Here is a 12,911-nt window from a genome sequence, read left to right as displayed (position 1 = left end):
TTCAATTTCTAGCAACTTCTAAATATAGATTTTGCTCCCGCAGGAGAATTTGTGTAGACGATTTTCGAGGCTTGTTTGGAGGATGAATTTTGCCCAATAACTCCACGTCCCAACCTTTTTGGCCAATGTATTGCCATTTCCACATCATTCATGTTTGACTCCATCTTGGCCATTGTGCCACAGTCCCTATTCTGAAATCTTCTGTGTTTGTCCATGAAAAAACTCTTAGGATTAGTATTATTTAATTTTTTAGTCACCTCCTCAGTTGCATTAGCACAAGAACCACTTTTAGTAGTTTTTCCCCCGACAAACTACCAAACCAGCACAGAAAAAATATTTTTTATCGGTACAGCGCCCCCCGACGGGCAAGTTTTAATTAATGGTAAGCTCGTTAACCGTAGCAAAGCCGGGCATTTTTCCCCCAGTTTTCCCTTACAGTTAGGAGAAAATATATTTAAAGTTCGTTACCAAAATCAAGAACGAGAGATTAAGATCATCAGGGTATCTACTCAACCTGAGTTACCCCAAGGGTTAGGCTTTGCTAAGGATTCCTTGACTCCTGCTGTCGATATTGCCAGATTACCAGGAGAATTAATTTGTTTTAGTGCAGTTGCACCACCTCAAGCTACTGTCTCGGTTAATCTGGTAAATCAAAATATTGCCCTTTTACCCCAGCCTTCACTGGCACAATTACCTCCCAATTCAAGTATTTTGACGGGGTTAAATCAGCCTAATCTTTCTATTCTTACCAAATACCAAGGTTGTACAACAGTCGCAAATGCTGCTGATTTAGGAAAACCTCAATTTAATTTACAACTGAATGATCAAAGAATAACTCAAACTGGGTTAGGTAAAATCGAAATTCTCGCGCTCACACAATTAGCAGTTGCAGAAATTGCATCAGAATCAGGCGTTACTCGCACGGGACCTAGTACCGATTATTCACGACTGACACCATTGCCAAAGGGAACTATGGCAAGTGTTACGGGAAAAGAAGGTGAATGGTTGCGCTTAGACTATGGGGCTTGGATTAATAGCAAGGAAACTAAAATTATATCAGGTGCGGTTGCACCACAGACAGTGATTCGGAGTGTCGGCTATCGGCAATTGGCTGAAGCAACAGAGATGCGTTTTCCCTTAGAAACTGCTGTTCCCGTGAGTGTAGAACAGGGAAATAACTCCTTTATTCTCACCCTCTACAATACCACTGCTCAAACAGACACAATTCGTCTAGATGATGATCCCCTAATTTCTCGCCTAGATTGGCAACAGGTAAGCCCCACACAGGTCAAATATACTTTTAACCTCAAAAAGCTCCAACAGTGGGGCTATAAGCTGAGGTATGACAATACAACTTTGGTTTTAACTTTACGTCATCCACCCCAGCTTAAAAATAGTAAACGCCTACCTTTATCTGGCATCAAAATTGTACTTGATCCAGGACATGGAGGTAAAGAATCTGGCGCTAGTGGACCAACTGGGTATTTAGAAAAAGATGTGAATTTGATAATTTCTCAATTGCTGCGAGATGAGTTGGTGAAGCGCGGTGCTAAGGTGGTGATGACGAGGGAAGATGATCGAGATGTGTCTTTGGGGGAACGTCAGACGATAATTAATAAACAAGAACCTGCGATCGCTGTTTCCATTCATCATAACTCTTTACCAGATAATGGCGATGCGGAAAAAACTAAAGGCTTTGGTACTTTTTGGTATCATCCTCAATCACACAGCCTCGCAGTATTTTTACAAAATTACGTAGTTAAAAAACTTGGTAAACCTTCCTACGGTGTATTTTGGAATAATTTAGCCCTGACTCGTCCTAGTGCTGCACCGGCGGTATTATTGGAATTGGGTTTTATGAGTAGTCCTGATGAATTTGAGGAAATAGTTAATCCCCAAGCACAGAAGAAAATGGCTAATATTTTAGCTGACGGGATAACTAAGTGGTTTAAAACTGTGAAAGAATAAGAATCAGATCCCCGACTTCTTAGAGAAGTCGGGGATCTAAATGTCACTAAGTTTCAAAATGTCGGCGAAAACGGTTATCAATGTTATTAGTTTTTTGCTGATTACAAATTAAGCACAGAGTTTGTAAGTTACTAATATCGTTTTTTCCCCCACGAGATAAGGGGATAATATGATCAATGCTGAGTTGCGTTTCTTGGGAGATTTTACCGCAGCTTTGACATTGATTTTTATCTCTTTGGAAAACGTAGGTTCTCACTTCTTGAGGTATGGGGATTCGTGGGGTTTTGTTCATGTTTTGGTTTCGCGCAAAGGCGCTAAGAAGCAAAGGCGCAAAGGTAAGAGTTATGATGTAGCTTCATTTAGCTTACGTTGTATCTCCATAAGGGGTGATTCTGGTTCTTTGATTTCTGGTTCTTCAGGACAAAATTCTAGAGAAACTTTCATTCTTATTTTTCCTTTTTGCCAATTTTTACTAGGTTTTAAAATCTGACAATCTACACCTGCACTTGACCAATAAGATTCGTCATAAGATGGAAGTTTACCACTACCATGATCACGGAGTTTATTGTTCAATTCTTCTAGCTTTTTATTCAAAATGATTTCTGTCATTAGTGAAACTAACAGACTTAATTTGAAAGTTTTATTTCCAAAATCAATCACAACATCACCTTCTTCAGAATCCAAAATTTGAAACTTCTCTTCCATCTCTTTCTTCCTTTGCGTCTTTGCTTCTTTGCGACTTTGCGCGAAACCTCAAAATTAGGTGAACACAGAAAAATCCTGCATTCACCCCAAACATTATACCTCTTCTTCCCCAATTATCGGCAGTAAATGTTCATATAACTGCATCGCTTGTAAACAGCTATTAATTCCCGCAACTGCTGTATTATATTCCTGAATTTTCTCCCCAACCTGACTCAACAAACGTTGATTATTAGCAATCTTTTCCTCAGCTTCTTGTTGTAAAGTCTTCTCTAAATAAGCCTTCGCATAAGGATATTGTTGTAATATCTCATCTGCTTGTTTTTCCCCCATTGGTAACAACTGAATTTTGATAGTTTGGTTGATAGTTTGACGGAAAGATTGACGAATAGTATGGGAAACTTTCGGTTCAAAGTCTAACTTCAATAATTGTCTAATTGCAGGTTCAGCGTCAACAATACTTTCTGCATCATAACCTTGAGAAGTTTGTTCCAACACTTGTCGAAATTGATAGATAGAAAAAGTTCCTTCATTATAAAATCTAGGACTTTCTCGCACAAAGCGATCGCATTCAACACTAGCAACAGTTACCAAAGCTTGAGTAATCAATTTTTCTATCTCTTTTACCTGTAATTCAATTCCCCCATCATTACCCAACAAACGATATAATTGACGGTAATATTCTGCTTTTCTAATCTTTGTCATTAACTGTTGAAATAGATTAGCAATAACTTGTTGACAAGACTCTATTAAAATGTCTTCCAACTGATTTGATAGGTAATAAAAAGCCTCTACTAAAATAGCTAATAAGGGTGCGGTTGCGTTTCTAGGATGACTCAAAGTTGCGCGACGATAAGCTTCTGCAACGGAAAAGGTATCTAGTAATTCATCAAGACGACGAATCATGCGTGATTGTAATTGTCGAAAATCTGTTTCAAATTCTTCGCAATTATTATTAATTAATCTGTTAACTTCATCATGAATATGCTGATGAAAATCTCTTCCAACTTGCTGGAGTTGCTGATTTAATTTTTGCAACTCATATTCTTTCATACTTTCGATTTCTCGCGGTTGACTATCTAAATCAATTTGCACACTTTGATAGTATTTTTTGAGTTTGATACAAATATCTTCTAAATCATCTGCGAGGTTTTTGAATAATTGGGGACGTTTCTCTTCTGTGAGATAGCGTGTAATTGATGTGCGAAATTCTTCAACACCACTATTTTGAATGAGTTGGTTAATTAACGGTGTTCCCTGTTCGCTTAAAATTCTCACATAGTTTTGATTGGGAGTTTCAAAGTTAGTAACAGCAATACGGAATTGACTATGAGATAATTTTTCCGAAGTACAATAACGATTAAACTCATAAACAAATTGTGGTGTTTCTTCCCTTCCATCTAAACCTTTAACACTTTCTGCAAAAATCGAATCTAATCCAAATCTATCTTCTATGCTTGTTTGCTTAATTTGACTTCCGTAAAATCCTAGTAACCCACTAGTTTTATAAACTCTGCTAGTATCTGAAAATTGATTATTAATTAAATCTTCTAATCGTTTTCTAAGTTGGTTGTTGAACCAAGTTTCATCAATGCGGTTGAAGATATAAAAAACTCTGTCTCTTATTCCTGCATTTTCCCGCATTATTTCTAATAATTCGGTTTCTTCTTTTGTCATATCTCCTGCTGACGCAGTTTTGAGAACACAAACTACTGCTGACGTATCTGGATGTTGAATTTTTGCATAAGCTAATTGTGCATCTTTTTTTACTGGTGCATCAATTCCTGGTGTGTCTATAATGACGTTACCATCTTCTAAAAGAGGATGATAACAATAATATTCAATTCTCTTCAAAACCGCGCTATTACTACCTCTTCGCGCATATCCTGCGGCTTCTTTGAGGTTAGTAAAATTAAACTGTTCCATTGAATAGGTTGCATTATTAACGCTGTTAATTCTTTCTTTGTTTGCAACATATCCTTCTAACAATAAAATTAATGCTTTTGCTTGTTTTGCACGTTCTGATTTACTCTCTCCTCCTTCTTGTTGAATAATTGCTGTACAACCTTGATGCAATAAATCAACTACATCTTGTTTATTGATATTCTCTACGGTATTAAATCCCAATTGTTGACACAAAAACACCGCTTGTTCTTGAATTTCTTTTTCACTCAAAAAGGTTAAAACAACTCTTTCTGAATCTACAGGTGCATATTCAATTTTACATTCTGTACCAGTTGCGTGTCCTTCTGCACTATATAATAATTCTCTCTCCAAAAGTGCATTAATCAACATTGATTTACCCGCACTAAAAGCACCCGCAAACACAATTTCAAACTTGGGAGAAATCGCTTTATCCAAAGAAATTTTCACAGATGTAATATCTTGAGAACGCAAAGCTGCTTCTTGCTGTAGAAGTTGGAGAATAGATTCAACTTGTGCTTGCAATTGCTGACACTGAGGATTTAAACTTGACATAAAAAGTAGTAAACAAGGTGCATAAATATTGTAATACTACTTATCATAGTTTAGCTACATCATCCCCAATGCACTACGAGTCACACCTAATTGGTTTTGTAGCTTCAATTTTGGCCAAAGTTAAGAACTTATTTTAAAATGTAGGTTTACCCAGGTTTAGTTATCTGGAGTGGTACGACAAAAATTGGCACCCTAATTACTTAAATTGTCAAGCAATAAAGAGTTTAAAACTAATAACTCAGCATTACCAATAGGTAACTCTAAATAGTGATAATTCTTGTAATTTATATCATTCCCTAAATCAAGAAAATCTAAACGTTTATAAAAACTTTCTGCTGTTTTCACAGAATGTAAACCTATCTTACCTTCAAATCCTAAGTGAATACTAAACATAGCTGCGAATGTTATTAAAGTTGTACCTATTCCTTTATACTTCGGTGAATTGTTAATATCTGCGCGATTCCAAGGTGCTACAGTTAATATAGCCACGTAAACTAAATTTTCACCCCGTTCTAACATTGACGGACGACCAGGAATTAACCCAATTATACCTTGGGCAACTAAATTACATTCCAATACATAGAATTTTAAGGATGGTTTCTCATGTAAATATTTGCTAAATTCTAAATCTTTGTCCCAGCATTTATTCTTGTTAAGTTCAGGTTTCCAAGACAATTCTATCTCTTCAAGATGCTTCTGAGATAAAGGCAAAATTTTTGCATCAACATATTTATTTTCAGAACATTGGAAAATTTTTAAGTTTTCTTTCATCACTTCAATACCATTTATCTCAGTAAAGCTTTAACTTACAGCACTTCCCGGTGTTATGAGGTACATATCTAGCGGGCAAGATGCCCGCACTACAAGAGTTTCATGATTCAACTTTGTACCTCATAAGAGCGGAAACCGCTGTATGTTTGAATTTAATGGTACTAGTACGCTATTACTGATACGTAAATTAGTTAACAGTGACTGTAAATATCGTAATAATATTTATCATTATTAATCTAATTCATCCCCAACGCACCACGAGTCACACCTAATTGGTTTTGTAGTTTCAATTCTCTCCAAAGTTGCGAACCGATGATTTCTCCTTCGAGTAATTTTTGATAGCTTTGTATTATTTTTTGCACTTGTTCCGGTGTCTCATTGACAAATTCAACCCGTAAATACTGTAAACCCAATCCTATCAACCGTTGCACGTATTCTGCTCCAGTTTGTGCAGTAGCGTTATATACTGTATTTCTACATCCTGCGTCTGCTTTAAGAATGTGTTCACTACCTACCCTGTCTCTAATTGTAACAGTTTGTGTGTCGCAAGGTCTACCACAATTGGTGTAGTCTGTTCCGTCAGATAGAAAAGCGCAAAATACGCAGTGTTCCATGTGGAACATTGGTATATGTTGATGTATTGTTACTTCAAAGTTTTGCGGTGGATAATTTGTAATTAAAGCTTCAAGTTGGTTAATATTTAAGTCGTAAGATGCGGTTAATCGTTCTAAATTAAAGCGTTGTTGAAAATAATCTGCGGTTAAAGGGTTAGCAATATTTAAGGAAAAATCACCAACACATCTTTCTGTGGCAAAATATTCTAATTGATCATAATTTCTAATTAAATAACCATCAGCTTGGGAAGCAAGAACTTGGTTTAAAATCCAGGTTTCTCCAGGTTTAGTTATCCGGGGTGGTGCGACAAAAATACTAATTTCTTCCTGTTTTGATTCTCGGACTATTTTTACTGCTTCTTTATACTTACGAGGATCTTCAAATTCACAATATATAGTTTTGATATCTGCTGTTAATACTGCTTTTAATTGTTCGATATTTCTCACCAAAACAATCAGGGAAGGAAAACCAGGAATTGGTGTAGATTTAGAACTAATTAGATCTTGCCATTTTCCCTGATGATTTAATTCCCAAAGTTTTGGTCTACTTCTTAATTCCTCTAATTTACTAACTATTTCCCGACGCATTCGATTTAACTCACTCACGGGTAACATAATATTACCGTTGAGATTATTTATAAAAGTGTCTAAATGAAAAGGTGTATTTCCTAACCGTCCAAATTGTTCTTTTAATCTTTCTGTAGAGAGGGGTTTTGTATGGGCCTCAGCTATCAATATTTCTGATTCTACTTGAACTATATTCCAAGATTGATCACGGGATATAGCTATTAATTTTTCACCAATTTCTCCATGCACTTCGATATTAATCGGTCTGGTAAATTGGGGATGTTCTCCAGTATAACTTTGACGAATTTGTTTATCTAATTCTGGATCATTTGTTTTCCAAACTTTATCACCTATGTGAATACTATGGAAGTTTAAATCATTTCTACCAAAGGTTAATATTACATCTCGACCATTGGGAATAACTGCATATATTCTTCCCCCTTCTTCCCTCCTTTCAGGATGTCCAGAATCAAAAACAATGCCATCTCCCGGTTTCACAGGTGCTTCTAATTTCACTGTGATTTCTGCATTTCTAATTCGGGTAACTTCTCCCAAATAAACACCCCGTTTTTTACCAAATCTCCCATGCACTAATTCTTGATTATTAATTCCCTCAAACCAACCTGTATATAGTCCGCGAGAAAATGCCATTTCTAAATTATATTGGTCTTTTTCTCGACTAGAAAATGTTTCTATATTTGTTTCTAATAGTTGATTTAATGCTTGACGATAAACGCGAGTCACGTTAGCAACATATTCTGGTGCTTTCAAACGTCCTTCAATTTTTAAGGAAGTAACTCCAGATTTTACTAATTCTGGTAAAACTTCCAAACCTGCTAAATCTTGAGGACTTAATAAATATTTTCGATCACCTAAATTAATAACTTCTCCATCTGCAATTAAATCATAAGGCATTCTGCAAGCTTGAGCGCATTCTCCCCGATTTGCAGAACGTCCTCCTAGTGCTTCGCTGGTTAAACATTGTCCAGAATATGCGACGCACAAAGCACCGTGAACGAAAACTTCTAAAGGTAAGGAAGTGTTTTTTTGAGATATTTGTTGTTGAATTTTATTAATTTCCGAAATCGAACATTCCCGCGCTAAAACTACCAATTGACAACCCAAAGATTTAGCAAATTCTACCCCCGCAGCACTGGTAATAGTCATCTGCGTTGAAGCGTGAATCGGAAAGTCAGGGGAAAGATGACGAATCAGCCGACAAATACCCACGTCCTGCACGATAACAGCATCAACACCCGCAGAAATGATGGTTTTGAGGTATTGCTGTGCTTCCGTTAGTTCTTGGGGAAAAATCAGGGTATTCAGAGTGATATAACCTTTCACACCCCGCAGGTGCAGAAATTCCATCAATTCGGGTAAATCTGCTGCTGTGAAATTCTCAGCCCGCATTCTCGCGTTAAACTTTTCTAAACCAAAGTAAATCGCATCCGCACCATTTTCTACTGCTGCTTGAGCGCATTCCCAGTTACCCGCAGGTGCTAGGAGTTCAGGGATTTTGAGGGTAGGGGTGGAGATGCTTGTCATTTTGGTTAAGTCAAGGTTATGTCAGTTTATAGATTGTATCTAAATTGGGGGGTGGTTGTGGGGAGTATGGATAATTATATTTAATATAGGATAAATTTAAGTATTAAGATATGCTATATTTGTCACATATAGTTAGATTACTTTTTAGTGATATTTAAATGTGAATATCTAAACACAAAATGATTATTAACAACAATCAAACATTGACGCTTATAGATAGGGGCAAAACTATTACCGAAAATCTATTATATCAAGTTGAGCTAATACATACAGCAGCTAATAATCAAATTAGCCAAGATCATAAAAATCAAAAAGGGCAGTTTTTAACACCCTTATCAATAGCCAGTTTAATGGCAAATATGTTTGATTTTAGTTTATCAGAAATATCATTACTAGATGCGGGTGCAGGGGCTGGTGCATTATTAACAACCGTTGTAGCTGAATTGTGTCAACTTCAGAAAAAACCAAAATCTTTACATATTACCGCTTACGAAATTGACCCTATTTTGATTAATTATTTAGAAAAAACCTTAGAATGTTGTCATAATGCTTGTAAGCAATTAGGTATAAAATTTACATACAAAATCTATCATAGTGATTTTATTGAATCAGTATTTAATTTATTACAATTTCCTTTATTTGCTCCTTCAATAACAACTGAATTTACACACGCCATTATTAATCCACCATATCATAAAATCAATGCTCAATCAAAATACCGTCTGTTATTACGTTCTATAGGCTTAGAAACTACTAACATATATACAGGTTTTATTTTTGCCACAATTAAATTACTAAAATCAAATGGACAACTAGTAGCAATTACTCCCCGAAGTTTTTGCAATGGCTCATATTTTCGAGAGTTTCGGCAATTTTTTCTAGAAAATATGGCGTTAGATAAAATTCATTTATTCGATTCTCGTCAAGAAGTATTTTCTGATGATAAGATACTGCAAGAAACTGTTATTTTTCATGCAAATAAACAGCCAAAAAATCCAGCTAATATATTAATTAGCTCTAGTATTAATGCTGAAGATGATATAATCCTATCTCATGAAATCCCTTACACAGATGTTATTCATCCTGATGACACAGAAAAATTTATTCACATTATAACAGATAATTTAAGCCAGAAAATAGTTAAGCAAATCAACCATTTTAGTTGCAAAATTCAAGATTTATGTTTAAATGTTTCTACAGGTAAAGTAGTTGATTTTAGAATCAAATCATATTTGAAACTCAATCAAGAAAAAGGTACAGTTCCATTGATATATCCAACTCATTTTCATGATGGTTATATCAGCTACCCAAAGAATACTAAAAAATGTCAAGCTATAGTATTATGTAAAGAGACAACTAATCTTGTAATTCCTAATGAACATTATGTTTTAATTAAACGGGTTTCTGCTAAGGAGGAAAAAAAAAGACTTGTTGCTGTTGTTTATGATTCCACAAAAATTGATACTCCTAGTATTGGCTTTGAAAACCATTTGAATTATTTTCATCAACAGGGACATGGACTAGATTTAATTGTAGCTAGAGGTCTTGCAGCTTATCTTAACTCTAGTCTAGTAGATGCATTTTTCCGTCTATTTAATGGACATACTCAAGTAAATGCTACTGATTTACGAAGTTTAAAATACCCCAATTTAGCACAACTTTATGCACTAGGTAAACATATAGGAGCAGAATTTCCTAACCAGTCCGAAATAGATCAACTAATAAATACCATATTATTAAATATGACTAATTCATCAGAAAATAATCCAATTGTCATTAAATCGCGTATTGATGAAGCCATAGAAATACTGACTACTTTAGGTTTTCCACGTAAGCAACTAAATGAACGTTCTGGTTTAACTTTACTAGCATTGCTTGATTTAAAACCCCATGAACCTTGGATATCTGCAAAAGCACCACTTCAAGGTATTACACCAATGATGGAATTTATGGAACAACAATATGCTAAAAAGTATGCACCTAATACGCGAGAAACAGTCCGTCGTCAAACTGTACACCAATTTATTGATGCAGGTTTAATTGTTGTAAATCCTGATAATATTGAGCGTCCTGTTAATAGTCCAAAAACAGTATACCAAATTGAAGATAGTGCTTTAGAACTGCTGCGGACATTTAAAACTGATGAATGGGATAAAAGTCTGTCAACCTATTTAGCATCTATTGAAACCCTCAAAACCAAATATGCTCAAGAAAGGTTAAAAGCCAGAATAGAAGTGAATATTCTAGGTAAAGTAATCGCACTTTCACCAGGTGGTCAAAATATTTTAATTGAGAAAATAATTAATGATTTTTGTCCACGATTTACACCTAGTAGTAACATCATTTATGTTGGTGATACAGATGAAAAATTTGTCCATTTTGATGAATCAGCTTTGTTGCAATTAGGAATTAAAATTGATACTCATGGAAAAATGCCGGATATCATCATTCATTTCCTGGCTCAAAACTGGTTAGTTTTAATTGAAGCTGTGACATCCCATGGACCAATTGATGCTAAACGTAAAACTGAACTTGAAAGTTTGTTCAAAAACTCTAAAATACCCCTTGTTATGGTGACAGCTTTCCTTAACCGCAAAGCCATGAAAGAGTATTTACCAGAAATTTCTTGGGAGACTGATGTATGGGTAGCAGAAGATGCAACTCATTTGATTCACTTCAATGGTGAACACCTTTTACAGCTTTATCAATTATAATCATAGCAATTTTCAAATCAGTGAGGTACAATTTTACTTTTTTTGGCTACAGTATTGCAAAACATCAGCGATTTTCTCTAGTTCTTGAAAACTTTTATAAGGAAGAACGCCGAAAACCCTTGAAAATGTGGCTGACTCAGTCAGCCACATTTGGGCTTTAGACAAGGGATGAAGGCTAGTACCGCAGGGCGGAAGTCAAAAGTCAAAAGTCAAAAGTCAAAACTAATATACAGTAGGCTTTTTGGCGATTGAATATGGTTGCTTTATTTACGCCGTGATGTACTAGTTGCTTTCCTTTATCCTGCATTGACGTTAATTTGAAAATTTGAAATAATTTCAAATTTTAATCCATATTCGTGATAGAATTAAATTGTCACTAAAGACATAAAAAGCTACCGAAGGACTCTCGGAAAGTTACGCTTGTCAGATATGATTTCGCCCGCCAGGGCAAACGAAATCAGGGCAAGAACCCAAATATTTAAGGCAATGCCTGAAACTGGGATAACTGAGGGATATAGACTGAAACTCTCTATAGAATCTCCGCGTCTTTAGACCGGAGAGTGTCAAAATCTCTATATATCTTTAGATAGAAATAATGCAGAAAATTGCAGTTGGTAGTCACAGTTACAGTTACTCGGGATCATCGGGTGTTAGCTTTACTGATGTAATGTAAAATTGTGGCGCAAATAAGCTCCTCAGCAGTTATGGCTCAGATATTAGATCCTCTACCACCAGAGCATTCGGGGAAGATTCTCTGTTGCTACGTCAATGCTACGAGTAAGATCCAGGTGACTCGTATCTCCAATATTCCCAATTGGTATTTTGAAAGGGTTGTATTTCCCGGACAAAGGCTGGTGTTTGAAGTTCTTCCAGAAGCACAAATGGAAGTTCATACTGGGATGATGGCCAGTGCTATTATATCAGATACGATTCCGTGTAATACCCTGATTATCCATGAACCTAGCAATGATGAGACAGAAGAGAACTCATCTCCAAGCATAAATTCTGGTAATGGTAATCCGATCAGGTCAGAAAATAATAAAAAAATTCTAGATACGACAAAATCTTTACAAGCCGTTGAATTGGCATCTATTGATTAAAAACACAATACTGCTAAACATTAGGGTTGCAGCAATTCAGCAACCTTTTTTTATTTGGGGTGGACTAATTAGGGCTTGCTAACGTATCTTGTTTTTATTAGTTTGTAAAATTAAGCTATTTTTGGTACATAGAATAAGTAACCCTATAAATAATTGTCCTTTATCCCATCCGTGACATCAAACAAGCGTGAGTGCTAAACGTCTGCCAGAAACTACTGCTTATGTGAAAATTACCCGCCAATCTTGGCAACAAGGCTTTCTAGAAGGTGAAGTTAGCGCCGGTAATTTTCAGTGGCATTTCCAGTGGCATTTCCGCCGGGGAGAACTTTCTGTAAAGCCTTCCCAAGGTCGTGCTTTAATCAAAGAACCTCTAGGGCGGTTTTTAGAACAACAGGACTATCAGTTAGAACCTGGGGGGGATTATGCTTTTACAATTCGGGCTGAATTGTAAA

At 35.9% G+C, this 12,911-nt stretch carries 10 protein-coding genes; 4 read left to right on the top strand and 6 right to left on the bottom strand.

All coding sequences use genetic code 11. The annotated features are described in order from the left end of the window. Window position 1: 1 nt before the first annotated feature. On the bottom strand, window positions 2–148 hold the full coding sequence (locus tag FJR09_RS00330; protein WP_158310523.1) for a hypothetical protein: 147 nt from the start codon (window positions 146–148) through the stop codon (window positions 2–4). A 65-nt stretch (window positions 149–213) separates the two neighbouring features. Here FJR09_RS00330 and FJR09_RS00325 point away from each other — a divergent pair, with 65 nt between their 5' ends. Next, entirely contained in the window at window positions 214–1,968 is a 1,755-nt protein-coding gene (locus FJR09_RS00325; protein ID WP_168653388.1) for an N-acetylmuramoyl-L-alanine amidase, read from the top strand. Between the two features lie 46 nt (window positions 1,969–2,014). Here the strand turns inward: FJR09_RS00325 and FJR09_RS00320 are convergent, their stop codons facing one another. The 5 genes from FJR09_RS00320 to FJR09_RS00300 form a co-directional block, all read right to left on the bottom strand. Next, on the bottom strand, window positions 2,015–2,260 hold the full coding sequence (locus tag FJR09_RS00320) for an HNH endonuclease (protein WP_015080082.1): 246 nt from the start codon (window positions 2,258–2,260) through the stop codon (window positions 2,015–2,017). A 50-nt stretch (window positions 2,261–2,310) separates the two neighbouring features. Beyond that, the gene (locus tag FJR09_RS00315; protein ID WP_015080081.1) at window positions 2,311–2,673 is read right to left on the bottom strand and encodes a KGK domain-containing protein; all 363 of its coding nucleotides are present in this window, start codon (window positions 2,671–2,673) and stop codon (window positions 2,311–2,313) included. A 93-nt stretch (window positions 2,674–2,766) separates the two neighbouring features. Next, entirely contained in the window at window positions 2,767–5,148 is a 2,382-nt protein-coding gene (locus tag FJR09_RS00310; RefSeq protein ID WP_168653389.1) for a dynamin-like GTPase family protein, read from the bottom strand. A gap of 192 nt (window positions 5,149–5,340) precedes the next feature. Further along, window positions 5,341–5,919, bottom strand: coding sequence for a GNAT family N-acetyltransferase (locus FJR09_RS00305; RefSeq protein WP_015080079.1), 579 nt, complete (start codon window positions 5,917–5,919; stop codon window positions 5,341–5,343). 236 nt (window positions 5,920–6,155) lie between these two features. Beyond that, the gene (locus FJR09_RS00300) at window positions 6,156–8,645 is read right to left on the bottom strand and encodes a U32 family peptidase (RefSeq protein ID WP_168653390.1); all 2,490 of its coding nucleotides are present in this window, start codon (window positions 8,643–8,645) and stop codon (window positions 6,156–6,158) included. A gap of 179 nt (window positions 8,646–8,824) precedes the next feature. Between FJR09_RS00300 and FJR09_RS00295 the strand changes: the two genes are divergently transcribed. The 3 genes from FJR09_RS00295 to FJR09_RS00285 all read left to right on the top strand — a co-directional run bounded on the left by FJR09_RS00295 (window position 8,825) and on the right by FJR09_RS00285 (window position 12,910). Further along, window positions 8,825–11,359 carry a BsuBI/PstI family type II restriction endonuclease gene (locus tag FJR09_RS00295; protein ID WP_015080077.1) on the top strand — a complete coding sequence of 845 codons (2,535 nt, stop codon included), beginning with the start codon at window positions 8,825–8,827 and terminating at the stop codon, window positions 11,357–11,359. A gap of 704 nt (window positions 11,360–12,063) precedes the next feature. Further along, window positions 12,064–12,459, top strand: coding sequence for a DUF1830 domain-containing protein (locus tag FJR09_RS00290; RefSeq protein WP_041457954.1), 396 nt, complete (start codon window positions 12,064–12,066; stop codon window positions 12,457–12,459). A gap of 187 nt (window positions 12,460–12,646) precedes the next feature. After that, entirely contained in the window at window positions 12,647–12,910 is a 264-nt protein-coding gene (locus tag FJR09_RS00285; RefSeq protein ID WP_015080075.1) for a DUF3146 family protein, read from the top strand. Window position 12,911 lies beyond the last annotated feature (1 nt).

Source organism: Dolichospermum sp. UHCC 0406 (assembly GCF_009712025.1).
GTDB classification, from domain to species: domain Bacteria; phylum Cyanobacteriota; class Cyanobacteriia; order Cyanobacteriales; family Nostocaceae; genus Dolichospermum; species Dolichospermum lemmermannii.
The sequence above is the reverse complement of the archived record's forward strand: the minus strand, read 5'-3'. Positions and strand labels throughout refer to the sequence as shown.

Coding starts and splice junctions, on each gene's coding strand:
- FJR09_RS00330 (WP_158310523.1), bottom strand. CDS start 148: ATGATGTGGAAATGGCAATACATTGGCCAAAAAGGTTGGGACGTGGAG.
- FJR09_RS00320 (WP_015080082.1), bottom strand. CDS start 2,260: ATGAACAAAACCCCACGAATCCCCATACCTCAAGAAGTGAGAACCTAC.
- FJR09_RS00325 (WP_168653388.1), top strand. CDS start 214: ATGAAAAAACTCTTAGGATTAGTATTATTTAATTTTTTAGTCACCTCC.
- FJR09_RS00310 (WP_168653389.1), bottom strand. CDS start 5,148: ATGTCAAGTTTAAATCCTCAGTGTCAGCAATTGCAAGCACAAGTTGAA.
- FJR09_RS00300 (WP_168653390.1), bottom strand. CDS start 8,645: ATGACAAGCATCTCCACCCCTACCCTCAAAATCCCTGAACTCCTAGCA.
- FJR09_RS00295 (WP_015080077.1), top strand. CDS start 8,825: ATGATTATTAACAACAATCAAACATTGACGCTTATAGATAGGGGCAAA.
- FJR09_RS00305 (WP_015080079.1), bottom strand. CDS start 5,919: ATGAAAGAAAACTTAAAAATTTTCCAATGTTCTGAAAATAAATATGTT.
- FJR09_RS00315 (WP_015080081.1), bottom strand. CDS start 2,673: ATGGAAGAGAAGTTTCAAATTTTGGATTCTGAAGAAGGTGATGTTGTG.
- FJR09_RS00290 (WP_041457954.1), top strand. CDS start 12,064: ATGGCTCAGATATTAGATCCTCTACCACCAGAGCATTCGGGGAAGATT.